Source organism: Methylomonas sp. 2F7 (genome assembly GCF_057126975.1).
Window position 1 is genome coordinate 2,590,064 of sequence record NZ_CP195203.1, and the last position, 26,051, is coordinate 2,616,114.

26 protein-coding genes are annotated in these 26,051 nt (G+C 51.6%); 3 read left to right on the plus strand and 23 right to left on the minus strand.

Going from position 1 to position 26,051, the window contains the following annotated elements:
• Nucleotides 1-21 precede the first annotated feature (21 nt).
• The 10 genes from hemN to ccmA are packed head-to-tail and all read right to left on the minus strand — an operon-like array spanning nt 22 to nt 8,181.
• A complete protein-coding gene (hemN, locus tag ACR64Q_RS11505; RefSeq protein ID WP_026600989.1) occupies nt 22-1,401 on the minus strand; it encodes an oxygen-independent coproporphyrinogen III oxidase in 1,380 nt (459 codons plus the stop codon).
• Nucleotides 1,401-2,609, minus strand: coding sequence for a c-type cytochrome biogenesis protein CcmI (gene ccmI, locus ACR64Q_RS11510; protein ID WP_313734848.1), 1,209 nt, complete (start codon nt 2,607-2,609; stop codon nt 1,401-1,403). Before ccmI ends, hemN begins: the two co-directional genes overlap by 1 nt.
• Nucleotides 2,606-3,061, minus strand: a complete 456-nt coding sequence (locus tag ACR64Q_RS11515; RefSeq protein WP_313734849.1) for a cytochrome c-type biogenesis protein — start codon at nt 3,059-3,061, stop codon at nt 2,606-2,608. The genes ccmI and ACR64Q_RS11515 overlap by 4 nt, the downstream gene beginning before the upstream one ends.
• Nucleotides 3,058-3,588 carry a DsbE family thiol:disulfide interchange protein gene (locus ACR64Q_RS11520; RefSeq protein WP_313734850.1) on the minus strand — a complete coding sequence of 177 codons (531 nt, stop codon included), beginning with the start codon at nt 3,586-3,588 and terminating at the stop codon, nt 3,058-3,060. Before ACR64Q_RS11520 ends, ACR64Q_RS11515 begins: the two co-directional genes overlap by 4 nt.
• Entirely contained in the window at nt 3,588-5,531 is a 1,944-nt protein-coding gene (locus tag ACR64Q_RS11525; RefSeq protein ID WP_313734851.1) for a heme lyase CcmF/NrfE family subunit, read from the minus strand. Before ACR64Q_RS11525 ends, ACR64Q_RS11520 begins: the two co-directional genes overlap by 1 nt.
• A complete protein-coding gene (gene ccmE / locus ACR64Q_RS11530) occupies nt 5,528-5,962 on the minus strand; it encodes a cytochrome c maturation protein CcmE (RefSeq protein WP_026600994.1) in 435 nt (144 codons plus the stop codon). The genes ACR64Q_RS11525 and ccmE overlap by 4 nt, the downstream gene beginning before the upstream one ends.
• Nucleotides 5,959-6,126, minus strand: a complete 168-nt coding sequence (gene ccmD, locus ACR64Q_RS11535) for a heme exporter protein CcmD (protein ID WP_313734852.1) — start codon at nt 6,124-6,126, stop codon at nt 5,959-5,961. The genes ccmE and ccmD overlap by 4 nt, the downstream gene beginning before the upstream one ends.
• On the minus strand, nt 6,123-6,884 hold the full coding sequence (locus ACR64Q_RS11540; protein WP_026600996.1) for a heme ABC transporter permease: 762 nt from the start codon (nt 6,882-6,884) through the stop codon (nt 6,123-6,125). Before ACR64Q_RS11540 ends, ccmD begins: the two co-directional genes overlap by 4 nt.
• Nucleotides 6,884-7,558 (minus strand): heme exporter protein CcmB, encoded by a 675-nt coding sequence (gene ccmB, locus ACR64Q_RS11545; protein ID WP_313734853.1) that lies wholly within the window; start codon nt 7,556-7,558, stop codon nt 6,884-6,886. The genes ACR64Q_RS11540 and ccmB overlap by 1 nt, the downstream gene beginning before the upstream one ends.
• Complete coding sequence (gene ccmA, locus ACR64Q_RS11550; RefSeq protein WP_313734855.1) at nt 7,549-8,181, minus strand: cytochrome c biogenesis heme-transporting ATPase CcmA; 633 nt, start codon at nt 8,179-8,181, stop codon at nt 7,549-7,551. The genes ccmB and ccmA overlap by 10 nt, the downstream gene beginning before the upstream one ends.
• Nucleotides 8,182-8,327: 146 nt before the next feature.
• Here ccmA and purE point away from each other — a divergent pair, with 146 nt between their 5' ends.
• From purE to ftsH, 3 genes are all read left to right on the plus strand, one after another.
• A complete protein-coding gene (gene purE / locus ACR64Q_RS11555; protein ID WP_313734857.1) occupies nt 8,328-8,825 on the plus strand; it encodes a 5-(carboxyamino)imidazole ribonucleotide mutase in 498 nt (165 codons plus the stop codon).
• A complete protein-coding gene (locus tag ACR64Q_RS11560) occupies nt 8,822-9,916 on the plus strand; it encodes a 5-(carboxyamino)imidazole ribonucleotide synthase (RefSeq protein WP_313734858.1) in 1,095 nt (364 codons plus the stop codon). The genes purE and ACR64Q_RS11560 overlap by 4 nt, the downstream gene beginning before the upstream one ends.
• Before the next feature lie 72 nt (nt 9,917-9,988).
• Entirely contained in the window at nt 9,989-11,833 is a 1,845-nt protein-coding gene (ftsH, locus tag ACR64Q_RS11565) for an ATP-dependent zinc metalloprotease FtsH (protein WP_313734859.1), read from the plus strand.
• Nucleotides 11,834-11,866: 33 nt separating this feature from the next.
• Here the strand turns inward: ftsH and ACR64Q_RS11570 are convergent, their stop codons facing one another.
• The 13 genes from ACR64Q_RS11570 to ACR64Q_RS11630 all read right to left on the minus strand — a co-directional run bounded on the left by ACR64Q_RS11570 (nt 11,867) and on the right by ACR64Q_RS11630 (nt 25,964).
• Nucleotides 11,867-12,595 carry an esterase family protein gene (locus tag ACR64Q_RS11570; RefSeq protein WP_020481453.1) on the minus strand — a complete coding sequence of 243 codons (729 nt, stop codon included), beginning with the start codon at nt 12,593-12,595 and terminating at the stop codon, nt 11,867-11,869.
• A gap of 3 nt (nt 12,596-12,598) precedes the next feature.
• On the minus strand, nt 12,599-13,558 hold the full coding sequence (locus tag ACR64Q_RS11575; RefSeq protein WP_313734860.1) for an acetylxylan esterase: 960 nt from the start codon (nt 13,556-13,558) through the stop codon (nt 12,599-12,601).
• 169 nt (nt 13,559-13,727) lie between these two features.
• Nucleotides 13,728-14,033, minus strand: a complete 306-nt coding sequence (locus ACR64Q_RS11580) for an integration host factor subunit beta (RefSeq protein ID WP_033193988.1) — start codon at nt 14,031-14,033, stop codon at nt 13,728-13,730.
• Nucleotides 14,034-14,099: 66 nt separating this feature from the next.
• A complete protein-coding gene (gene rpsA / locus ACR64Q_RS11585; RefSeq protein WP_020481456.1) occupies nt 14,100-15,761 on the minus strand; it encodes a 30S ribosomal protein S1 in 1,662 nt (553 codons plus the stop codon).
• 95 nt (nt 15,762-15,856) lie between these two features.
• Nucleotides 15,857-16,513, minus strand: a complete 657-nt coding sequence (gene cmk, locus ACR64Q_RS11590; protein ID WP_026601002.1) for a (d)CMP kinase — start codon at nt 16,511-16,513, stop codon at nt 15,857-15,859.
• A gap of 1 nt (nt 16,514) precedes the next feature.
• A complete protein-coding gene (gene aroA, locus ACR64Q_RS11595; protein ID WP_026601003.1) occupies nt 16,515-17,831 on the minus strand; it encodes a 3-phosphoshikimate 1-carboxyvinyltransferase in 1,317 nt (438 codons plus the stop codon).
• Nucleotides 17,832-17,841: 10 nt separating this feature from the next.
• A complete protein-coding gene (locus ACR64Q_RS11600) occupies nt 17,842-18,717 on the minus strand; it encodes a prephenate dehydrogenase (protein WP_026601004.1) in 876 nt (291 codons plus the stop codon).
• Nucleotides 18,710-19,813: a histidinol-phosphate transaminase gene (gene hisC, locus ACR64Q_RS11605; protein ID WP_026601005.1), complete on the minus strand. Its 1,104-nt coding sequence runs from the start codon at nt 19,811-19,813 to the stop codon at nt 18,710-18,712. The genes ACR64Q_RS11600 and hisC overlap by 8 nt, the downstream gene beginning before the upstream one ends.
• Before the next feature lie 11 nt (nt 19,814-19,824).
• Nucleotides 19,825-20,910 (minus strand): prephenate dehydratase, encoded by a 1,086-nt coding sequence (gene pheA / locus ACR64Q_RS11610; protein WP_020481461.1) that lies wholly within the window; start codon nt 20,908-20,910, stop codon nt 19,825-19,827.
• Nucleotides 20,911-20,921: 11 nt separating this feature from the next.
• Nucleotides 20,922-22,001, minus strand: coding sequence for a 3-phosphoserine/phosphohydroxythreonine transaminase (gene serC, locus ACR64Q_RS11615; RefSeq protein WP_026601006.1), 1,080 nt, complete (start codon nt 21,999-22,001; stop codon nt 20,922-20,924).
• A gap of 2 nt (nt 22,002-22,003) precedes the next feature.
• The gene (gene gyrA / locus ACR64Q_RS11620) at nt 22,004-24,613 is read right to left on the minus strand and encodes a DNA gyrase subunit A (RefSeq protein WP_313734866.1); all 2,610 of its coding nucleotides are present in this window, start codon (nt 24,611-24,613) and stop codon (nt 22,004-22,006) included.
• 126 nt (nt 24,614-24,739) lie between these two features.
• Nucleotides 24,740-25,459, minus strand: a complete 720-nt coding sequence (locus ACR64Q_RS11625) for a dienelactone hydrolase family protein (protein ID WP_313734867.1) — start codon at nt 25,457-25,459, stop codon at nt 24,740-24,742.
• A gap of 22 nt (nt 25,460-25,481) precedes the next feature.
• Entirely contained in the window at nt 25,482-25,964 is a 483-nt protein-coding gene (locus ACR64Q_RS11630; RefSeq protein ID WP_026146779.1) for a low molecular weight protein-tyrosine-phosphatase, read from the minus strand.
• Nucleotides 25,965-26,051: the final 87 nt, after the last annotated feature.

Below are 26,051 nucleotides of genomic sequence, written 5' to 3' on the forward strand. Positions count from 1 at the left end.
AACCAACTCGGAGCCTTAAACTCAGATCACTTTAGAGAACTGCTGCTGTTTCTGCGCCAGGTATTTGTCAAACACCATGCAGATATTGCGGATCAGCAAGCGGCCTGCCGAAGACACTTTGATGCTATTGGCGTTTAGTTCCAGCAAGCCGTCATCTTTCATCAGCCGCAGGTTTTCCAGCTCGGGCGCAAAATACTCGGCAAAATCGATTTTAAACTCGGTTTCGATTTTGCCGAAGCTGAGCTCGAAATGGCAAATCAACTGGGTAATTACGGCCCGACGTAGTTTGTCGTCTTCATCTAAATCCACCCCGCGAAACACCGGTAGTTTACCCTGCGAGATCGCCGCGTCGTATTCGTCCAGTTCCTTGTAGTTCTGCATGTAGGCATCGCCGACCCGGCCGATGGAGGTCACGCCCAAGCCCACTAAATCGCAGTCGGAATGGGTGGAATAGCCTTGGAAGTTGCGATATAGCTTGCCTTCGCGCTGCGCCACGGCCAGTTCGTCATCGGGTTTGGCGAAATGATCCATGCCGATGTAAACGTAACCGGCATCGGTCAGTTTCTGGCCGACCATTTGCAGGATTTCCAGCTTCACCGCCGCTGTCGGCAAATCGTTGTCGTTGATCTGCCGCTGGGTTTTGAAGCGACTGGGCATGTGCGCGTAGTTAAAGATCGAAAAGCGATCCGGCGCATAAGCCAGCACCTGCTCCAGCGTGTTGGCAAAGGTTTGTTCGGTTTGCAGCGGCAAGCCGTAGATTAAATCGATATTGGTGGAACGAAAGCCTTCCTTACGTGCCGCTTCCAACACCGCGAAGGTTTGCTCCTGGCTTTGCAGGCGGTTCACGGCTTTTTGCACATCCGGATCGAAATCCTGTAGACCTAAACTAATGCGGTTAAAACCCAGCTCGCGCAATTGGGCGATGGTTAAATCATTGGTTTCGCGCGGATCGACTTCGATGGAATATTCGCCGCTGTCATCGTCGCGTAAGTTAAAGTGCTGACGGGTGGTATCCATCAACTGTTTCATTTGCTCGTAGCTTAAAAACGTCGGCGTGCCGCCGCCCCAGTGCAATTGATTGACCGGGCGGCTGTTATCGAACAGTTTGCCCTGCATGGCAATTTCCTGGCACAGGTTTTCCAAATACGGCACAGCGTGCGCGCGATTTTTGGTGACGATCTTGTTGCAGGCGCAGTAAAAACACACCGTATCGCAGAACGGAATATGAAAATACAACGACAGCGGCCCGCCGGCGGCATTGGATTTTTGAATATGCTGTAAATATTCGACTTCGCCGAAGCCTTCGTGCAATTCCAATGCAGTGGGATACGAGGTATAGCGCGGACCGGACTTGTCGTAGCGTTTGATTAAGTCCAAGTCGAATTTGATTGATTGATCCATTACTGCACTTCTTGATTGATGGTAATGCTGACGCTGGGATTACCTTCTACCGCATCCAGTTGCGCCGTACCCAGCAAATCGCCGGGCTGTGACATCGCATTACCGGTTTTGGAAATCCGGGCGACGATGCGCAGTTGCTTGAAATCGGCCAGATGGGTTTGCGGTTGCATCGCCACGCTGTCGTTCAGCACCACACTGGCCGGCAGATCGGATACCTGTTTACGGATGATCGCCAATGGCATTTTTGGACCGCTAATGGCTTGCGCGTAGATAAAGACAGTGTGTTGAGGCTCCACTTTGGTTTTTAAAGCATCGTCCATCACTACTTTCACCTGAATATCAACTGACCCGGCCGATGATGCGGCGCCCTGCGGCTTTTGCTGTTCGGCCTCTGCCATTTGGATCATTTTCTGCAATTGTTGCTGGCTTTCGTTATCAGCAGGCAGCAAACCGGAGAGTTTTTTCCAATAACTTATCGCTTGCGCGAAGTCCCCGGCTTCGGCTTTGGCCATCCCGGCCAGCCATAAGGCGGTGTGATCTTCCGGCACAAATTTCAACGCCTGAAAAACCAATTCGGCGGGTTCGCCACCCATTTGGCCGTTACGTGCCATCGCCAAGGCATCGGCGTAATGCAACATCACCGCAGGATCGTTGGGTTTGCGTTTGTTCAATTCGGCGAACACATCGGCAGCGTTTTGGTATTGCTGCATGTAGACATACGAGCGCCCGAGCATCATCCAGCCTTCCAGATCATCAGGCTGTTGTTTGAGTCGCTCAATTAACTTGGCCACCATATTTGCCACATTGTCGGCCGCTTTTTGATTGCTAGCCACCAACTCAGCCTTGGCCAATGCCTGCGGCTCGCCTAACATCCCGTAAAAAAACAGGCTGATCAGCGGCACGCCCAAGGCGATGATTGGCACTACCCATCGCCCGGTTTTAGAGTTTGCAGCGACGGCTACCGGTCCTTCAAGGTCGTCCAGCAGGGTTAACTGTAGTTCGCGATATTGCCCATCATATTGATCTTGCGACAATACCCCGTTTTGCAATTGCAATTTAAGTTCAGCGAGTTGTTGGCGGGCTATGCTGGTATTTCGTTGCTCGCCGTCGGCGGTGCGTAGCGGCGTCAGCTTAAACAGCGGCGGCAACAACACCAGTAAGGCCAGCGCCACTAAAACGGCTATGATTAGCCAAAACTCAAGATTCACGCGTCGTCACCTTTGTCCAGAATGCTATCGAGCTTGGCCTGCTGTTCTTTACTTAACGCTGCCTCAGTGCCAGCAGGCTTGCTGCGCAATACCCACACTGTCGCCAAACCAATCACTAAAAACAGCACGGGACCAAGCCAAAGCAACATGGTTTTGAGTGATAAAGCCGGTTTGTACATAACAAAATCGCCGTAGCGGTCGGTCATGAAATCGACGATGTCTTGGCGGGATTTACCTTGTTGCAGCATTTCATACACTTGGCGGCGCAAGTCCTTGGCCAGATCGGCATTGGAATCGGCAATGGTTTGATTTTGACAAACCAGGCAGCGCAGTTCGGAAATCAGGGTTTGATAGGCCTGTTCTTGTTCGGGTTGTTTGAAATCGCGGTATTCAATGTCAGCGCGGGCTTGATACACCAGCAGCGATAACATCAGGGCATAGAAAAATTTCATACGTTCTCCGCCTCCAATTGTTCAATCCAGGGCAGAAAGATTTTTTCCAGATCGCCCGGTTGCACCGGCCCGGTATGCTTGTACCGGACAACACCGCGTTTATCGATGACAAAGGTTTCCGGTACGCCGTAAACACCGTAGTCGATGCCGGTACGACCGTCAGCGTCCATCACGCTGACGTTATAAGGGTTGCCGTGTTTACTCAGCCAGCCATTCGCGGCCTGTATTTCGTCCTTGTAATTCAAACCCACCAGCAGCACCTTATTTTGTTTGGCCAGCTCGATCAATAAGGGATGTTCTTCGCGGCACGATACGCACCAGGACGCCCAGACATTCAACAGCCAGACTTTGCCTTTAAGATCAGCTTGGCTAAGGCGTTGCTCAGGCGTCGCCAGAATCGGCAAATTGAAGGCGGGCGCCGGTTTGTCGATCAGCGGCGAAGGGATTTCGCGCGGGTTAAGGTTTAAGCCGATCGCCAAAAAAACCGCCAAGGCGATGAACAAGAATAGCGGTAACAGATACTTCATTAACTTTGCGTAAGAGGTTTGTTAAGCAAACGATAGCGGCGGTCGCAGGCGGCAATCAGACCACCCAAGGCCATGAATACCCCGCCCATCCAGATCCAGCGGATGAAGGCTTTGTAGTAAACCCGCAAGCTCCAGGCGCCTTGTTTATCCAAAGGCTCACCCAAGGCTACGAATAAATCGCGGAATACGCCGGCATCGATGGCCGCTTCGGTCATTGGCATGGTTTGCACCCGATACACCCGCTTTTGCGGTGATAATTCGGCGACGGTTTCGCCGTTATGGCTGACAGTCAGATAGGCTTGCTCGGCCCGATAGTTAGGACCTTCAGTGCTTTTTACGCCATGAAATTGAAACACATAACCGAATAGATCCAGGGTTTCTTCCGGTGCCAAGCGCACATCGCGTTCGATGCTATAGACCGAGGTGTAGGTAATCCCGATCACAAATACGGCGATACCCAAATGCGCCACGGTCATACCGTAAAAACCGGCAGGAATTTGTTGCAAGCGTTGCCAGGACCAGCTTTGCAGGCGTTGTTTGAAAGCCAGGCCGGTAATCGCCAGCGTCCATAACGCCAAGCCAGTACCCAAGGCGGCTCCCCAGGAATAAAACGGCATCAGTAATGGCGTCAATAAGGCCAGGGCCACGCAAGCGGCTATCAGCCAACGTACCCGTAAGCCCAGTGCTTTCAGGTCGTCGCTTTTCCAGCGCATCAACACGCCAAGACCAACCACCAAGGCCAATGGCGCCATCAGCGGAATAAATACGGCGTTGAAATACGGCGGGCCAACCGACAATTTGCCCAAGCCCAAGGCATCGACCACCAGCGGATACAAGGTCCCCAGCAAGATGCTGGCGGCGGTGACGACCAGCAGTACATTGTTGACCAGCAATACCGATTCCTTGGAGACTAATTCAAAGCGGGCGTGGCTTTTTACTTGCGGTGCACGAATCGCGTACAACAGCAGTGAACCACCGACCACCAAGGCCAGGAAGATCAAGATAAACAAGCCACGTGCTGGATCGCTGGCAAAGGCGTGTACCGAGGTCAACACCCCGGAACGGACCAGGAAGGTGCCGAGCAAGCTCAAAGAAAAAGCGAAAATCGCCAACAACACGGTCCAAGTTTTAAACACCCCGCGTTTTTCGGTAGCTGCCAGCGAGTGAATTAAAGCCGTTCCAACCAGCCAGGGCATGAAGGACGCGTTTTCTACAGGGTCCCAAAACCACCAACCGCCCCAACCGAGTTCGTAATAAGCCCACCAACTGCCCAGGGTGATACCCACCGTTAAAAACATCCAGGCGATATTGGTCCAGGGCCGGGACCAGCGGGCCCAGGCTGCGTCTAATCGCCCTTCCAGTAAGGCGGCTATCGAAAACGCGAAGGCCACAGAAAAGCCGACATAGCCCATGTATAGCATCGGCGGATGAATTGCCAAGCCGGGGTCTTGAAGCAATGGATTTAAATCGCGCCCCTCAGCGGGGAAAGGAAATAAGCGTTCGAAGGGATTTGAAGTCAGCAATAAAAACAGGATAAAGCCGATACTGACCAATCCCATCACCCCCAGCACCCGCGCCCGGGTGGCGTCGGGTATGTGTTGGCTAAAGGCAGCGACCAGCGCAGTCCAAATCGATAAAGTCAAAGCCCAAAGTAATAAAGAACCTTCATGCGCGCCCCATACCCCGGAAATAAGATAAATCAGCGGCAGTGCGGTATTGGAGTTTTGTGCAACATAAGCCACGGAAAAATCATGACTGATGAAACTGGCCGTCAAGCACGCGTAGGCGATACCAATGAACAGCAATTGCCCGAATGCCGCCGGTCTGGCGATATGCACCCAGCCGGTAACCGACTTTGCTGCTCCGAAAATTGGTAACACGCCTTGTACACTCGCCATGCATAAGGCCAGAATTAATGCGAAGTGGCCGATTTCAGGGATCATGGCTGCGCCGCCGGTTTTTTCAGGCTGCCGGCGACTTCCGGCGGCATGTAATTTTCATCGTGTTTGGCCAGCACTTCCTCGGCAACAAACACGCCGCGGCCGTCCAAAGCACCCTTGGCGACGATGCCCTGCCCTTCCCTGAACAAATCCGGCAAGATGCCTGAATATTCCACCGTCACTTCCTTTTCGAAATCGCTGAGTTTAAAGCGCACCAATAAATCCGCATTGGGCCGTTCCACGCTGCCTTTCACCACCATACCCCCTAAGCGAAACACCGCATTACTCGGTGCTTTGCCGGCAGCCACGTCACTGGTGGAGAAAAAATACATCAGATTTTCGTTGAAGGCTTTTAACGCAAAGGTGGCCGCCAACCCTAAGCCTGCCAACATCAGAATAATCAGAAACAAGCGCTGCTTTCGTATGGGTTTCATCGCGCCTGTGACCGTTTTTGTTTGATTGTGAGCTCACGCAGCAATTGCTTGCGTTGCAGAACCGGCAACAGGATATTGACGATCAATACCAGTGCTGTCACGCCGTAGGCAGGCCAAACGTAGACGGCGTAACCGCCCATGTATAAAAAGCTTTCCCAGCTCATGCTTGTTTCTCCAGCAGCGCCTTCACCCATTGCGAGCTAGTTTCGCGCTTCAGTAATTCCAATTTGGCGGCCTGTAATACCGCAATCAGATAATAAAACTTAAAAGCCACCGCCATCAGCAACAGAGGTACCAGCATACTGACGTGTATGGAAGGTTTATCCATTTTGCTGACCGTCGGGCCTTGATGCAGCGTATTCCACCATTGCACCGAGTAATGAATAATCGGGATGTTCACCACACCCACCAGTGCCAGAATCGACACCGCTCGCGCCGCCGCCCGCTTTTCTTCAATGGCGCCGTACAAACTGATCACACCCAGATACAGAAACAACAGGATCAATTCCGAAGTTAAGCGCGCATCCCACACCCACCAAGTACCCCACATCGGTTTGCCCCACAAGGAACCGGTCACCAAGGCCACAAAGGTAAAGCCGGCGCCAATCGGCGCACTACTGATCAGCATCACCTCGGCCAGTTTCATGCGCCAGATCAGAGCAATCCCGCCCATTACCGCCATCAGCACATAAATAAACAAGGACATCCAGGCCGCCGGCACATGGATATAAATAATCCTGTAACTATCTCCCTGCTGATAATCGGTAGGGGCAAGATATAGGCCACCATAAAGACCAGCACCGAGCAGCACTATAAAAATAACCGTCAGCCAAGGGATGAAACGATCCGCCAAAGCATAAAAATACGGTGGCGACGAAGTACGATGAAAAAACCGGCTAACCGGCGCAGGGATCCAAGACATCAATTAACACTCATTTTTAACGCAGCGGCGGTTGGCAACGGCACCAACACCAGTGCCGACAGCAACATAGCCAATAAAATATTCAGTTGGGCATCGACAGGCAATCCACTCGCAGCCCTATCGACAGCACCGCTGGCGAAGATCAACACCGGCACATACAGCGGTAACACCAACAAGGAAAGCAACATGCCGCCCCGGCGCAAACCCACTGTCAACGCCACGCCGATGGCGCCGATTAGGCTCAGGAGCGGCGTAGCTAAGATCAGCGTCAGCCATAAAGTTCCCATGGCTTGCTCGGGTAAGCCCAAAAACACCGCCAGCAACGGCGCCACCAACAACAAAGGCAGGCCGGTGACCAGCCAATGGGCGATAATTTTGCCCAGTACCAATATAGATAAGGCATGCGGGCTAAGCAGCATTTGCTCCAGAGAGCCATCGTCAAAATCGCTGCGGAACAATCCGTCTAAGGATAACAAAGCCGCCAATAAGGCGGAAACCCAAATCACACCCGGCGCCATAGTGCGCAGCAAATTGGGCTGGGCACCCACCGCCAGCGGAAACAAGGTCACCACCAACACGAAAAAAAATAGCGGATTAGCCATTTCGGCCCGACGCCGAAACGCCAATAATAAATCCCGGCGAATGATCGCCCAAAATGCCGCAATTATTGGCATGCTTGCAGATGAATGCGTTTCAGATTGAGATCGGCCATACTCAGATCGTGATGAGAGGTCAACACCGCCATGCCGCCTTGGGCAATATGCTCGGCCATCAGCGACTCTATCAATTTAATACCTTGCCTATCCAGCGAGGTGAACGGTTCGTCAAGTATCCACAGCAAATTATGTGTGATCAACAAGCGCGCCAGCGATAAACGACGCTTTTGGCCAGCCGACAAGGTATGCACGGGGTTATCGTCGAATCCCGCGAGTTGTACTTTGTCCAAGGCCTGATCAATACTGTATTTGCCGACGCTACCTAACGCCAACGCAAACTTAAGGTTTTCCAACACGGTCAATTCCTTTTTAGTGCCGTCGGCATGACCGACATAAGCCATGTCGTTGTAATAACTGCTGTCGGAGATTTTGCTGCCACACCAATATATATCGCCTACATCGGCTTCTCTAAATCCGCACAGAATCCGCAACAGCGAGGTCTTACCACTGCCGTTAGCACCTTCCAGTAACAACACTTCGCCAGGATGCAATTCAAAACTCAAATCGGAAAACAACAAGCGCTCATCGCGAAAACACGATAACTCACTGGCTTGCAGCGAAGCGTGTTGCGAGTTTTCCATTCATCCGTCCTTAGGCCGACACGTTACGAGGGGCGCTATCTTATCATTAAGCCCGGCATAGTTCGCAATTTGCCTACAGAGAAAATCTCCCCATTTATGCGATAATCGGGCCCGTTTTGATTTATCGCAGATACCGGAGATTTTGCATGACCGCATTGATAGGCATCATCATGGGTTCCACCTCGGATTGGGAAACCATGCAACATGCAGCGCAAACCCTAGAACACCTTGATATTCCGCATGAAGTCGAAGTGGTTTCGGCCCATCGCACCCCCGACAAGTTGTTTCGGTATGCGGAGAGCGCGGAAGGCAAAGGTTTGGAAGTGATCATCGCTGGTGCCGGCGGTGCCGCGCATTTGCCGGGCATGACAGCCGCCAAGACCGCATTGCCAGTTTTGGGCGTACCGGTACAGTCCAAAGCCTTGAACGGTATGGATTCTTTACTATCGATCGTGCAAATGCCGGCAGGCATTCCGGTTGGCACGCTGGCCATCGGCAAGGCCGGTGCCATCAACGCGGCGTTGTTAGCTGCTGCGATTATCAGCAACAAACATCCACAATACCGCCCCGCTTTGGATGCCTACCGTCAACAACAAACCGACAGTGTCATCGCTACGCCTGATCCTAGACAGGTGGCCGGATGAAGATAGGAGTTTTGGGTGGCGGCCAGCTCGCCAGAATGATCGCCTTGGCCGGTTATCCACTGGGCTTACAGTTTATCGTCCTCGATCCCGATCCGCTGGCTGGCGCTGGTGGTTTGAGTGAACATTTATTGGGCGCTTACGACGATCCAGACTTATTGGCTCAACTCGCCGAGAAAGCCGATGTTGTAACCTACGAATTCGAAAACGTGCCGGCCCATGTTGCAGAATTTCTGTCTAGCCATACCCAAGTTTACCCGCCTGCGGGTGCGCTGGCCGTCGCCCAAGACCGATTACTTGAGAAGAATTTCTTCAAAGACTTAGGCATACGTACCGCCCCCTTTGCGCCTGTCGATAGCTTGGCAGACTTACAGCAAGCCATGCCAGAAATCGGTTACCCGGCTATTTTAAAAAGCCGGCGCATGGGCTATGACGGGAAAGGCCAAGTCGTTCTAAAATCCACAGAAGAACTGGAGTTAGCCTGGGAAAGCATGCAAGGCGCCGCGTCTATTGTCGAAGGCTTTGTACCGTTTCAACGTGAAGTGTCGATCATCGCCGCCCGCAGTCCTTCCGGCGAAATTGCCTACTACCCTTTATCCGAAAATCAACATCGCGGCGGTATTTTAAGAGTGGCAGAATGCCGCAGCGATGATCCCGAGCAAGCCATCGCGGAGCGTTACGTCAAGTTATTGCTAGAAAAACTGGATTATGTAGGAGTCGTTGCCTTGGAGTTGTTCGACTTGAACGGCGAACTGCTAGCCAATGAGTTTGCGCCGAGGGTCCATAATTCCGGGCATTGGACGATAGAAGGTTCGGAAACCAGCCAATTCGAAAATCACTTGCGGGCGATTCTGAATTTACCGTTAGGCTCGACAAAGCCGCGCGGTTACGCCGGCATGGTGAACTTCATCGGCGGTCTGGCCGACGACGCGCAACTGCTAAACATTCCAAACGCGCATTTGCATCTGTATGACAAAGCTCCGCGCAAGGGCCGAAAAGTGGCGCATGCCACGATCAGAACTGATTCTGAAACCGCCTACCGGGAAGCGTTGCAGCGTTTGGCTGATCTGGCGTTGGCTGTCGACGAATCATGATCTCTTAGCTTGAATCCGGGCGGTTTTGGCATGCAAGCCAAAACCGTTCCGCAGAACATAGAGGCCGCAACCATGAAAAAAATTTTGTTCTTGTTGTTCATATTGGCCGGCATCTCCGTTGCGGCGTTTGTAACTTTTAATCCTGCCCCTGCCGCCTATAGCTCGCAAGGCGATATTCCGTATTCCGACTTCATCCAGGATATACGCGGCAAAATGGTGGCCGAAGTAGTGATCGACGGCCGAGCCATCGATGGCCTGAGGCACAACGGCACACGGTTTACCGCATATAGCCCGGGCGATGTGACGGTGATAGAGGATCTATTGCAGAATGGCGTGAAGATCGTCGTGCAAAGACCGTTAACCCAATCCACATTCATGCAGGTGTTTTACTCCTGGGCACCCACCTTTTTGCTGATTGGCGTGTTGATTTATTTCATGCGCAAACAATTGCTTGGTGCTGGCGCTCAAAGTAATTTCGGTAAAAGCCGAGCCAAGTTGATGACGGAGAATCAGGTAAAGGTCCGTTTCAAAGACGTTGCCGGCGTCGAAGAAGCCAAGCAGGACGTCGCGGAACTGGTCGATTTTCTGAAAGCGCCGGGCAAATACGAAGCCTTGGGCGGTAAAATCCCCAGAGGCGTGCTGATGGTCGGCCCTCCCGGCACCGGTAAAACATTGCTGGCGCGGGCGATTGCCGGGGAAGCCGGTGTACCTTTTTTCTCTATCTCGGGTTCTGACTTCGTGGAAATGTTTGTCGGGGTTGGCGCATCCAGAGTGCGCGATTTATTCGTGCAAGCCAAAAAACACGCGCCATGCATCATTTTTATCGACGAAATCGATGCGGTCGGCCGGCAACGCAGCCCCGGCAATATGGGCGGCACGGAAGAGCGCGAGCAAACCCTGAATCAATTATTGGTGGAAATGGACGGCTTTAGCGGCAACGAAGGCATCATCGTCATCGCCGCCACCAACCGCATTGATGTATTGGATAAAGCCTTGCTGCGCCCCGGACGGTTCGACCGGCAAGTGCAAGTCAGCCTGCCGGACATTAAAGGCCGCGAGCAAATTCTCAGGGTACATTCCAGCCGGGTACCCTTAGCCGATGACGTCAATTTGAATGATCTGGCGCGCGGCACGCCGGGATTTTCCGGTGCCGAACTGGCCAATCTGATCAACGAAGGCGCCTTATTCGCCGCCCGCAATAATCAGCGGGAAATCACGATGAACGACCTGGATAAAGCCCGCGACAAAACCATAATGGGCGCGGAAAAGCGGACGATGATCATGAGCCGCGAAGACCTGTTGATGACCGCCTACCACGAAGCCGGACATGCCATTGTCGGACGTTTGGTACCGGAGCACGATCCGGTTTACAAAGTCAGCATCATGCCGCGCGGCGGTGCGCTGGGCATCACGATGTTTTTGCCGGAGCGCGATGAATACAGTGCCAGCAAGGACAAATTGGAAGGCCAAATCTCCAGCTTGTTCGGCGGCCGGGCTGCGGAAGCGCTGGTTTACGGTAAGAATAAAGTCACCACCGGGGCGAGCAACGACATTCAGCGCGCCACTCAATTAGCCCGCAACATGGTTACCAAATGGGGGTTATCCGATAACCTGGGGCCGTTGGACTACGGCGATAACGAAGGCAGCTACTTGGGACCGCAAGCCAAACCCATGTCGGAACACATGGCGCGCTTGATTGATCGGGAGATCAGGTTAATTGTCGACAATAATTATCTTAGAGCCGAAACCCTGCTGAAGGAAAATATCGATATTCTGCACAATATGGCGCAAGCCTTACTAGACTGGGAAACATTGGACAAACATCAGATAGATGAATTGATGCAAGGGCGAACTATCGCTCCGCCAGCGCCTGATGTAAAACAATCACTGGACGCTGGGAACTTACCAGCGCAGTAGTACGCTTTTTTCACCGAGCAGAACTGGTTTCTGTCAGATATACAGCGGGGCCATTCTGCGCCAGTAGTGCCCCTGATGCGCGCGACCTTCCCATTCATACAAGGCGTGGGGAATACCCTTGGCTGCTAATATGTGACTTAACTCATGATTGTTCTGCAAAAACGGATCTTCCTTACCGATCACCAAAGTAATTTCCATTTGCTGCAAATACTTTAATTGCGCTTCGCAGTTCAGGTTTGGTAGAAAGTGCGTTGGCGTGTGGAAATAGACATGATCGTCGTAGTAGCCGTCGAACAAGTTTTTGAAACACTCTACTTCCAGCGTCAAATCGAAACGACCGGAGAAGGCTACTAATTTTTTAAACAAATGTGGATGGCGGAAAGCAATATTAGCCGCGTGATAACCACCCAAACTACAGCCGTGAGCAATGACGCAGGGGTGCGGATTCTTTAAGGCCATGAACGGCATGATTTCGTTCAATATATAGTCTTCGAAAAACATGTGCCGCTGAATACGGTCTTTCGGCCGCCGCCAAAAACAGTAAAAAGTTTCATGATCAATACTGTCAACACAGTACAGTTGTATGTGTCCCGCTTCAATTTTATTGCGTAACCGTTCGACGATGCCGAGGTTCTCGTATTCGTAAAAACGGCCGTCGCGAGTCGGAAAAATCAGTACTTTGGCCCCGGCGTGACCGAAAACCAGGAACTCCATGTCGCGACCCAGGCGCGGGCTGTACCAGTGGTGATATTCGCGATTCATAATCTAAAGCGACGATTCCCCGAAAAAACTTTGCAGCTCCGTAATCAGCTGCCGCTCCTGATCATGTTGGCGCGGATAATCAAAATGCCCCGCATCCAATATAAACAAATGTTTGTCCGCGGCCCACGCATTGTAGATTGCAAATTGTCCGGGTGGCGCTACGACCGGGTCGAATAATGCGACTGCGGCATGCAAGGGCTGCAATGCATAACGCGCCGAAACAGCGGCATCATAATAGGCTAATGTGTCAAACACATTATGGTGAGATTGACTATAGGCTTTCAAAGCCGCAGCACTGCCGCTGGTAGGCAAACTTAAACGCAAGGGTTGATTGCCAAAGGTGGGCACATTCAAGTGCACTCTCTTGATTCTGGCGTCCCATGGCGCGGCCAATGCTCCGATTCCGCCACCAAAGCTAATGCCCATATAGCCGATCTTATCCGCGATTGCCGGATAACGCTCGGCCAGAACGGTTACAGCCAGCCAGAGATCTTCTACACATCCGCCGATCACGTAATGATTAGGATCATCGATGTCTTGCACGACATGTTGATTCGGCTGTTCCGGCAAGCGCTCGCAGCGGCTGCGAGATATGCCGCGAAAGCAAGGAAAAAGTAAGGCTGCCCCCGGTATGTTGAGATGAAAATCGGGTTGCTCTCTGCCGCCATAACCATGGCCGACCACTATGCTCCGAGTAATGGGTTGCGCATCCGGCTCAAGCAGCCAGCCGGCAATATGAAAACCATCGGTAGACCGATAGCTTATGTCATAGACCCGGTAGCCCCCGCGTTGGCATTGGTAATTAAGAGAAAATTGCGGAGAGACCGTTAAGGCTTTTTGATATTTATCCCGCCAAAATCGACTGAAATCGGCAGGCTCTTGCGGCGCCGGAACGCTTAACAACTCGTCGAGACCGTAGCCATAGCCAGGATCATAGCTGTAATAATGATCGAATAAGCTCACTGGCAAATCTGTCTGGTGAAATTTTGCTTAGGTCCGTATGCAAGCCTAATTCGCAATGGAACAACGACAATAAAGTGGCGACGAATGCCGCCACTCGAAAATCATCTAAAGTTAAACACCATTCACATATTGTGTGGGTTGTGTTGGATTTTGAATTCAGCATTCGCCGTCAATCGACGATTTTGAATTTTTCTCTGGAAGCATCAACCATATCCCGCAATTCCTTTCCGGGTTTAAAATGCGGCACATGCTTTTCTGTTAAGGACACTGAATCGCCGGTTTTGGGATTACGTCCTAATCGTGCTGAACGATGGTGTAATGAAAAACTGCCAAAACCTCTAATTTCTATCCTATCGCCACTTGCTAGAGTATCGCTCAAGTGGTCAACAACGCATCTGACTGCCAATTCAACATCTTTAAGCGCGAGATGAGGCTGCTTTCGTGCCAGCATCTCTATCAATTCTGATTTTGTCACATCCAGCCCTGAATAATCAAAAAAGGGTGACATGACCCAGTCATGTCACCCTTGGAGATGGTTTTACTACTTGTCCATTTGTTTAAAGATATCGCCTAATGTGGCTGTGCCAGCATTTTGAGACGAGTAATCTTTAATGGCATTAGACTCTTCTTCGACATCTTTCGCTTTGATAGACAAAGAAATAGATTTAGTCTTTTTGTCAACACCGACAAATTTGGCTTCGATTTCTTCGCCCTCTTTCAACAGGGTACGCGCATCTTCGACGCGGTCACGTTGAATTTCAGAAGCGCGCAAGTAGCCTTCGACGTTATCTGCCAAAGTTACAATCGCACCTTTAGCATCGATTTCTTTGATGACGCCTTTAACTAAGCTGCCTTTTTCATGCACAGCGATGTAGTTTTGGAAAGGATCTTGTTCCAGTTGTTTGATACCCAGCGAAATACGCTCGCGCTCGGAATCCACAGCCAAAATCACAGTCTCGACTTCATCGCCTTTTTTGTAATTGCGAATGGCTTCTTCGTCGTTCTCGTTCCAGGAAATGTCGGACATATGAACCAAACCGTCAATACCGCCGTCCAGGCCGATGAAGATACCGAAATCAGTAATCGATTTGATTTTGCCGGAGATTTTGTCGCCTTTGTTATGTGTAGCGGCAAATTCGTCCCATGGATTCGAACGGCATTGTTTCATGCCCAGCGAAATACGACGACGTTCTTCGTCGATTTCCAGAACCATAACTTCAACTTCATCACCCAATTGCACAACTTTGGATGGGTTGACGTTTTTGTTGGTCCAGTCCATTTCGGATACGTGCACCAAGCCTTCAACACCTTCTTCGATTTCCACGAAGCAACCGTAGTCTGTCAGGTTGTTAACTTTACCGAACACGCGAGTGCCGGCTGGGTAACGACGAGCAATGTTTTGCCATGGATCTTCATCCATTTGTTTCATGCCCAACGATACGCGAGTTTTGTCTTTATCGAATTTCAGGACCTTAACTTTAACTTCCTGACCGATTTCTACGCACTCGGATGGGTGACGTACGCGGCGCCATGCCATGTCGGTAATGTGCAGCAGACCGTCAACGCCGCCCAGGTCGATAAACGCACCGTAATCAGTGAGGTTTTTAACGATACCGGTAACAATCGCGCCGTCTTGCAGCGTTTTAACCAATTCTTCGCGCTCTGCGCTGTATTCGCTTTCGACCACCGCACGACGTGACAACACGACGTTGTTGCGTTTTTGATCGATTTTGATGACTTTAAATTCCAGGTCGCGATTTTCCAGGAAAGCGGTATCGCGGATAGGACGCACGTCAACCAGAGAGCCTGGCAAGAAGGCGCGTAATGCACCGACTGCAACGGTGAAACCGCCACGCACTTTGCCGTTGATACGGCCGACGATGGTTTCTTGGGTTTCAAAGGCTTTTTCCAGTTCCGCCCAAGCTTTGCTTTTCTTGGCTTTATCACGGGAAAGAAGAGTGGCGCCCAGGCCATCTTCGAATAAATCGAGAGCAACCTCAATTTCGTCGCCTACGTTGACCTCTAGGTCGCCATCGGCATTCAGAAATTGCCATTTAGGAATGACCCCTTCTGATTTGGCTTGTGTGCTGACGATAACAAATTCGTTTTCGATATCAACAACGGTACCAATTAGCATTGCGCCAGGACGCATTTCGGTCTTGGCATAACTCTCTTCAAACAACTCTGCAAAGCTTTCGCCCATCTCTTCTTTCCCAAACTTGCTAAGACTCAAGCAAGCTTTCTCTTCTCTGAATTAAAATAAAGTCACCGATAAGAATTCGATAACCACCAATAGCCTCAATTGACTAAATTTACTACCTGCTCAATCACTTGCTGAATAGTCAAACTGGATGAATCGATATAATGCGCGCCTTCCGGCACGGTGAGCGGAGCAGTAGCTCGCTGCTGATCGCGACAATCGCGTTCTTCTATTTCCCGAGTGATTTGGGGAAGGTTAGCATCAATCCCCTTTTCAATCAACTGTTTATATCGTCTAAGCGCCCTTTCCTCGGCGCTCGCGGTTAAATAAACCTTGATTTTGGCATCCTTAAAGACAACGCTGCCCATATCTCGGCCGTCTGCAACCAAGCCCGGAAGCCTTTGAAAATCCTTTTGTTTTTGCAATAACACCGCCCTCACCTCAGGGTACGCGGCAATGATGGACGCAGTATTACCGGTGGTTTCGGAGCCAAGTTGGCTAGTAATATCGGCGCCATCAAGCTTAACGATCAACTGTTCGCCACAATCGAATTCTAACGACATAGCTTCAGCGACTCGGCAAATAGCGGTTACGTCCGATAACTCGACACTGGATTTTAAGACTGCTACAGCCAACGAGCGGTAAATCGAGCCACTATCCAGATAATTCCACCCCAAAAGTTTTGCAACGGCACGGCTAACCGTACCTTTGCCGGCACCGCTGGGGCCGTCTATAGTCAATACCGGTACTTGCATGCTAAAAGCTCGTCAGAGCCAAACCTAGTTTGGTCGCCAAGTCGCGGAACTCCGGAAACGAAGTATTCACATTCGCACAATCCTTGATTGTGATCGGTCCGGAAGCACGCAAGCCGGCAATCGAAAACGACATCGCAATTCGGTGGTCACCATGAGATTCGACTTCGCCAGTGCCTATGTGGCCGCCGCCATTGATTACCATACCGTCTTTGGTTGGTTGCGCATCGACACCGAGAATCTGTAAACCATCCGCCATGACTTGAATGCGGTCTGATTCCTTAACCCGCAACTCCTCCGCACCAGTCAATACAGTTTGGCCTTCGGCGCAAGCAGCGGCCACAAACAATACCGGAAACTCATCGATCGCCAGCGGCACCAAATGCTCTGGAATATTGATACCTTTCAATTGGCTGGAACGCACCCTGAGATCGGCAACCGGTTCGCCACCCACTTCTCTTTCGTTCAACACTTCAATGTTGGCGCCCATCAACCTCAAAATATCAATGATGCCGGTACGGGTTGGATTAATACCGACGTGACGCAAGGTCACATCGGAATCAGGCGCTATACTGGCGCCGACCAGAAAAAACGCCGCCGAGGAAATATCGCTGGGCACATCAATACGCGCCGCAGTTAACTTGCCTTGGTTAGTGATGCGCGCGGTACTGCCTTCGCGCGTGACCGGGTAGCCGAAACCGTTCAACATGCGCTCGGTATGATCGCGGGTTGGTGCAGGTTCGGTGACGCTGGTTTCGCCTTCGGCATACATGCCGGCAAGCAACAAACAGGATTTGACCTGGGCGCTGGCAATCGGCATATCGTAATGAATGCCTTGTAATTTGCCGGCTTTACCTTTGATATGCAGCGGCGCGGTGCCGTTTTCCTGGGTAATAATCTCGGCCCCCATCAATGCCAACGGCGCGGTCACCCGTTTCATCGGCCGCGATTCCAACGACTTGTCGCCAGTCAACACCGTATCGAAAGGCTGACCAGCCAACAAACCACTCAGCAATCGCATGGAGGTACCCGAATTACCCAAATACAAAGGCGCTTGCGGCGCTTTTAAGCCGTGCTTGCCAACGCCATGAATTGTCACTTCCCCATTAACCGGCCCTTCGATTTTTACGCCCATGGCCCGGAACGCTTCCAAGGTAGAAATTGCATCTTCCGCGTTTAAAAAACCGGTGACATGCGTGACGCCTTCCGCCAACGAGCCCAGCATGATGGAACGGTGCGACATGGATTTATCGCCAGGCACACGGATTTCGCCGCGCAAACTACCGCCCGGCTGCACTTGAAAAGTAATGGTTTGTGACATGTTAATCTTCTTAGTCTTCTTGTTGATCGAGAAAACGCTGCCGGGCATTTCTGGCATACGTAAAGGTTTCGAACAATTGCGCGGATTGGTCGTCAACCAGCAATTGTTCAATTTTGCTTAATTCCGCTTGAAACTGCCGTATCAAGGGCACGATTTCCTGCTTGTTTGCCAGACAGATGTCTTGCCACATGGTCGGATCGCTGGAGGCGATGCGGCTGAAATCCCTGAAACCGCCGGCGGCATATTTAAATATCTCGCGCTGTTCGTCCTTACGCCCCAGCAAACCGACCAAGGCGAAAGCCAGAATATGCGGCAAATGGCTGGTGGCGGCCAGCACAGTGTCGTGATGTTCCACCGACATCACCGAAACGCTGGAGCCGATCTTTTCCCAAAACGCATGGATTTTCGCCAGCGCCAGCTTATCGGTGCTTTCTAGCGGCGTCAGGATCAGGCGGCGATTGACAAACAAATCGACGGTCGAGGCATCAACACCGCTGCGTTCCGCGCCGGCAATCGGATGCGCCGGCACAAAATTCGTCGGTACGCTGCCGAATACCATTTCGAGCGCAGATACCACGCTGCCCTTAGTGCTGCCGGCATCGCTATAAATAGCATTCGAGTTCCAGTGCGGTTTAATTTGTTCGAAAATAGCCTTCATGCTACCGACCGGCGTGGCAACGATTACGCAATCGGTATTTTCCAGCGCTGAAGCTATGTCGGTGTAAAACTCATCAATGACGCCGAGTTGTTTGGCCAATTGCATATTCGGCAGATTTTTCTCGCGGCCATAGGCGACAACCTCACTGCATAAACCCTGTGCGCGCGCGGCTCTGGCTATCGAACCGCCGATCAAACCTATGCCAATGATGCACAGGCGGTTAAACACCGCTCAACACCTCGCGCAATGATTTTATGAATATTGCGTTTTCGCGTTCGGTGCCGATGCTGACCCGCAGGTGGTGGGGCATTTCATAATTGGCTACCGGTCGCACGATGACACCCTTGCGCAGCAAGGCCTCGTAAATCGGCATAGCCGCCTGTTTTACATCCACGGAAACGAAATTGCCGGATGAAGGAATCCAGGGCAAATCCAAATCCTTGAACGCGTCAGTCAACTGCGCCATGCCCGCATTGTTGAGAGCCACGGTCTCATTCAGGTAGTGTATGTCCCCGAGCGCGGCTTCGGCAGCAGCCAAGGCCAGCATGCTGCAATTGAAAGGCTGGCGCACTCTGTTCAACAGATCGGCGATGTCAGGGGAGGAAATCCCGTAACCGATACGCAAACCAGCCAACCCATATGCCTTGGAGAACGTGCGGGCTATGATCAGATTTGGATAGCGATTCGGCCAATCCAACGATTCGGTTCGCACGGCAGGATCAACAAACTCGTAGTAGGCCTCATCCAAAACGCACAGCACATGAGCAGGCAAATTGGCGATGAAGCTTTCCAGTTCATCTTTATCCAGCAAGGTGCCGGTCGGATTATTGGGATTGGCGATAAACACCAGACGTGTTTGCGAACCAACTTGTTGGCTCATCGCTGTTAAATCGTGGCCGTAATTTTTGGCGGGCACGACTTTAGCCTTAGCCCCCACGGCCTGCGTCAGTATCGGATACAGCGCAAACGCATGCTGGGAAAACACTACTTCCAATTCCGGCGTAACGAAGGTGCGCATCACCAATTCCAGGATCTCGCTGGAACCGTTACCCAAGGTAATTTGTTCGGGAGCCACGCTTAATTTAGCAGATAGTGCGGCTTTCAACGCAAAACCGCTGCCATCGGGATAACGGGTTAGTTCGGGCAATGTCGCTTGGATAGCGGCGGCAACTTTCGCACCGGTGCCCAGGGGATTTTCATTGGACGCCAACTTAATGACTTCTGCTATACCCAGCTCGCGTTGCAATTCTTCAACCGGTTTGCCAGGCACGTAAGGCACCAGCTGTTGAACGCCGGCAGTAGCAAGTTCTAAAAATTTGTTCATCGACCTAAGATTTAAATGACGGCTTTTGGATAAGAGCCGAGGATTTTCAACATTTTGACGTTGTTTTGCAGGGTTTCCAGGGCTTTGGCAACATCAGGATCATCTCGATGACCATCAATATCAATAAAAAACACGTATTCCCACAAGCCCTGCCGCGATGGCCGGGACTCTATGTGCGCCATGCTGATGCCGTATTCGGCAAACGGCCCCAGAATTTTATGTAGCGCGCCAGCCTGATTGCCGGTAGATACCAAAATGGAGGTTTTATCGAGCCCGGTGGATGCCGGCTGCTGCTTACCGATGACGATAAAGCGCGTGGTATTGTTGGATTCATCCTCGATATGCTGTTCGATGATGTTCAACTCATACAATTCGGCCGCCATCAAGCCGGCTATCGCGGCTTTATTGTGGTCCAAAGACGCTAGTCTGGCGGCTTCGGCATTACTGCTGACCGCCGTGCAAGGCACACCAGGCAAATAGCTATTTAACCATTGCCGACATTGCGCCAGAGATTGCTGATGCGAATAAACTTCGTTAATCGCCGCCAACGTATCCATTTTGCCGAGCAGATTTTGATGCACCCGAATTTCGACTTCACCGCAAATTTGCAGTGAGGTGGTCATGAAGCGATCCAGCGTATGCGCAATCACGCCTTCGGTGGAATTTTCCACCGGCACCACGCCGAATTGGCAATGACCGGTTTCCACAGCCAGAAAAATCTCCGGAATCGTAGCGGCCGGGATGCCTTTGACGGCGTGGCCAAAGTGTTTGAAAGTTGCTTGCTGAGTAAACGTACCGACCGGCCCTAAAAACGCCACTTCCAAGGGCTTTTCCAAGGCCAAACAAGCCGACATCAATTCCCGGAATAGATGCACAGACGCATCATCACTCAACGGGCCTGGATTCAGCTCTTTGATTTTACGCAACACTTGAGCTTCGCGATCAGCACGATAAAAACTACCGGTTTCACCTTCTGCCATTTTGGTTCTGGCTACTTCAATAGCACACTCCGCTCGTCGATTGATCAACTGCAATATTTGCTGATCAATCGCGTCGATACGTTCGCGCAGCTCCGATAAAGGAATAATCGCCGTCATTTTTGGATTGTTTAGTGAGTACGTTCGAACTCGGCCATGAAATCGATCAAGGCATCGACCCCCGCTTCCGGCATGGCGTTGTAAATACTCGCACGCATGCCCCCGACCGAGCGGTGACCAGCAAGCGTACTAAGGCCGTTTTTCTCGGCCAACGCCAAAAATTCTTTGTCCAGCGCCGCATCCGCCAACACGAAAGGCACGTTCATTCTGGAGCGGTAGTCTTTCACCACCGGATTGCTATAAAGGCTGGATTCATCGATAGCCTGGTATAGCTTGCCGGCTTTACGAATATTTTGCTGCTCGATGGCTGCGATACCGCCTTGCTGTTTCAGCCATTGCAGCACCAATCCCAACAGATACCAGTTATAGGTGGCAGGCGTATTCAACATGGAGTCGGCTTTTGCCTGTTGCTGGTAGTCGAACACTGCCGGCACGGTTTTCGGTGCCAAGCCAACCAAATCGTCCCGAACGATAACCACGGTCACACCGGACGGCCCCATGTTTTTCTGCGTACCGGCATAAATAATACCGTAGCGGCTAACATCGACCGGACGCGACAAGATATTCGAGGACATATCGCACACCAACGGTAAATCGCCGGCATCAGGCACTTCGGAAAATTCTACGCCGTGGATGGTTTCGTTAGAGGTGTAGTGCAGATAAGCAGCGTCTTTATCGATATTCCAGGTATCGAACGCTGGAATAGTGGTGAATTTTTCCGCTTCCGAGGTAGCCGCAAGCTGTACTTCGCAATATTTACCTGCTTCCTTGATTGCACTAGTCGACCATGCGCCGGTATTCGCATAACCGGCCTTGGTTTTACCGTTGAGAATATTCTGCGGAATCATCGCGAATTGCGCGCTGGCGCCACCTTGCAGGAACAGTACCTTGTAATTAGCAGGAATGCCGAGCAGTTCGATCAGATCGTTTTTCATCGCTTCGGCTATGGCCATGAAATGCTTACCACGATGACTCATTTCCATCACCGACATGCCGCTATCTTGCCAATCCAACATCTCTTGTTGAGCTTGCAACAACACCGATTCCGGCAACATCGACGGGCCGGCGCTAAAGTTGTAAATCCTTGCCATGCTTATTCCTCTTCTCCGCCTTGTTCGGCGCTATCTGCTGGAACATCGGTTTCGTCAATATCGCCTTCGGCGTCATCGTCTTCATCGCCCAGACCATCAATGCGATCCACGCCGACGACTCTTTCGCCCTTATCCAGACGAATCACCGTGACGCCTTGGGTGTTTCTGCCGACCACGGAAATTTCCTTCACCCGCGTGCGTACTAAAATGCCGCCATCGGTAATCAGCATAATTTCGTCGGTATCGTTGACCAATACCGCACCGACCACTGCGCCGTTACGCTCAGAGGTTTGAATCGCTATCAAACCCTGACCGCCACGTCTATGCTGGGTAAATTCTTCGAGCTTGGTCCGTTTGCCGTAACCGTTTTCGGTGATATTCAACACCGTGCCTTCGCTGGCGATAATCAGCGAAATGACTTTTTGACCTTCTTGCAAGCGAATGCCACGCACCCCGGTAGCGGTTCTGCCCATCGAGCGCACATCGGTTTCGTTGAAACAGACCGCTTTGCCGTCGCTGCTGAACAACAATACGTTTTGCTGACCGTCGGTAATCGCTACGCCCACCAACGTATCATTCTCGTTTAAATCTATCGCGATTTTACCGTTGCTGCGTTGACGTTCGAATTCAGGCAACGGGGTTTTTTTCACGGTACCTGAAGACGTTGCCATAAAAATGTATTTGTCGGCACTGTATTCACGGACCGGCAACATTGCATTGATTTTCTCGCCTTCTTCCAACGGCAACAAATTCACGAAAGGCTTACCGCGCGATGCCCGACTGGCGACCGGCAAATTAAACACCCGTAACCAATAGACTTTACCCGCTGACGAGAAACATAAAATCGTATCGTGGGTATTGGCGATGATCAGTTTTTCAACGAAATCATTTTCCTTCGTCGCCGTCGCCGACTTACCGCGACCACCGCGACGCTGGGCTTTGTAATCGCTGAGCGGCTGGGTTTTCACGTAACCTTCGTGCGACATCGTCACCACCATATCTTCTTCGGTGATGAGATCTTCAGCGGATAGATTGGAGTAATCCTGGACGATTTCGGTGCGGCGGGCATCGCCGTATTGGGTTTTGATTTCTTCCAGCTCTTCGCGGATCACTTCCATCAAGCGCACATCGTTGCCGAGAATATGCAGATATTCGTCGATCAGCTCTAGCAATTGCTTGTATTCGTTGACGATTTTTTCTTGTTCCAAACCGGTCAAACGATGCAAACGCAAATCCAGGATTGCTTGGGCCTGGGCTTCCGACAAACGATACGCACCATCCGCCAAACCAAACTCAACGGATAAATCATCGGGCCTCGAACGGTCGGCGTCGGCTCTATCCAGCAATGCAGCCACCAAGCCGGCTTTCCAGGTCTGCGCCAGCAAACCCACTTTAGCTTCTTGCGGATTCGGCGAAGATTTGATCAACTCGATCATTTCGTCGATGTTAGCTAAGGCTACCGCCAAACCTTCGAGGATATGCGCCCGCTCCCGCGCCTTCCGCAAGTTGTAAATCGTTCTACGGGTGACTATCTCGCGACGGTGATCGACGAATGCGGCGAGAATCTCTTTCAAACCCATCAGGTGCGGGCGACCGTCGTATAGCGCCACCATGTTGATACCAAACACGGTCTGCATCTGGGTTTGTTTGTACAGATTATTCAGCACCACGTCCGGCACCTCGCCGCGGCGCAATTCGATGACCATGCGCATGCCATCCTTGTCTGACTCGTCGCGCAGGCCGGAGATACCGTCCAGCTTGCCCTCTTTGACCAATTCGGCGATTTTTTCCAACAAGCGGGCTTTGTTGACCTGGTAAGGTAGCTCAGTGGTGATAATGGCTTGGCGGCCGCTATCGCCTATGTCTTCAAAATGGCTGCGGCCGCGCAGGTAAATACGGCCACGGCCCGTGGCATACGCTTCAAAAATACCTGAGGCGCCATTGATAATACCGGCGGTTGGAAAATCCGGTCCCGGGACGATTTGCATCAATTCCGGAATAGTCAGATCGGGATTTTCGATCAAGGCCAAACAAGCGCTGATAATCTCGCTGAGATTATGCGGCGGAATATTGGTCGCCATGCCAACCGCGATACCCGACGAGCCATTGACCAACAAGGTTGGCACTCGGGTTGGCATCACGGTGGGTTCGGATTCCGATTCGTCGTAGTTGGCGACGAAATCCACGGTTTCCTTGTCCAGGTCAGCAAGTAATTCATGGGCGATTTTCGCCATCCGCACTTCGGTATACCGCATCGCCGCCGGCGAATCGCCGTCCACCGAACCGAAGTTACCTTGACCGTCAATTAACATGTACCGCAAAGAAAACGGCTGAGCCATGCGGACCATGGTGTCGTAAACGGCTGTATCGCCATGCGGGTGGTATTTACCGATCACGTCACCGACGATACGCGCGGATTTTTTATAGGGTTTGTTCCAATCGTTCCCTAGTTCGTTCATCGCATAAAGCACGCGACGGTGCACCGGCTTGAGGCCGTCTCTGACATCGGGAAGTGCCCTGCCGACGATCACGCTCATGGCATAATCGAGGTAGGATTGTTTCATCTCGTCTTCGAGATTGACGGGGATAATTTCTTTAGCGAAGTCTGACATGGGTCCGTGGTTCCAGTGCAGTCGAAAGCTTATCGATCGACGGGTTAGCCTGAAGCATCAATTCCATTTACGCATGGCTAACAGGTTTATAAAGCCGTCGATTATAGCAAACGCCACCCTCTGCCGTCAGGCAAAAATCTCGGTCAAAAAGTTTTGCATCGCTTGCCAAGACCGGCGATCAGCAAGCGGCTGATAAACTGTACCAAAATCGGGATTATTGGCCACAGGGTTGGTAAACGCGTGCATCGTGTGGCCGTAACTATGCAACTGCCAGTCCGCACCTGCCTTAGTTAATTCGTCTTGCAAGGCAAGTACTTGCTCAGCGGAGGCCATGGGGTCATCATAGCCATGCAACACCAGTACCTTGGCCTTGATTTGGGGGTTCGGGATATTTTCAGGCGCACCGAGCAAGCCATGAAACGACACAACCCCGCGAATATCCACACCGATCCGCGCCAAATCCAGCGCACACAAACCGCCGAAACAAAAACCTATCGCCGCAATCCTAGCGTTGTCGGCCCATGGCATTAGTTTGACAGTGGATAGCGCCGCCCGTAAGCGCTGTTGCAATTTCCCCCGATCTTGTATGAAGGGCTGCATCAATGCGGCGTTTTGTTCCGGCGTCTTTCCAAGGATGCCTTTGCCGTACATATCCGTAGCGAACGCCAAATAACCCAGTTCCGCCAATTTGAGAGCCTTATCGGCCACAAACTGGTCTCGTCCGCCCCAAGCATGATGGATCAGCACCACCGGTCTCTGCCCAATAATTGCATCGTCATAAGCAAAAAAACCTTCCAGCACCGTGTCGCGATCCAGGTAACTGACGGTGTTCGACATTATTGCCATAAGCTTTTTCCTATCCTGTTAATCACAGCTCGCCAGTTTGTTGCAATGCTTGCAAAAATCCCGCCGATGCCTCTTCCACCATATCCAGTACCCGCTCGAAACCATAACTACCACCGTAGTAAGGGTCTGGCACTTCGCGTTGATTCAAGTGCGGCGCATAATCGAGAAAATGCCGAATCTTATGGCTCAAATCAATCGGACAGGCTTCTTTTAATATGGCGTGATTCTCGTCGTCCATGACCAGTATGTGATCGAACGCTTCAAAATCTGCGGATACAACTTTGCGCGCCCGCAGATGTTTCAATTCAACCCCTCTGTCTCGAGCGGCTTTTTGCGCGCGCAGATCGGGCGCGTCGCCAATGTGGTAGGCGTGGGTACCCGCGGAATCTATTTGAAAGCGTTCCCCCAGGTTTCTTGTAGTCACCAAATGAGAGAAAACGCCTTCCGCGGTGGGCGATCTACAGATGTTACCCATACACACAAACAAAACCTTGATTTTCCGCATAGTTGTTAAGTTTTTAGAATAGATGACGCTAAATTGTAAGCTATACTCGGTTGGCATGTCTTCAGGACGGTACTGGAAAGACAGTTA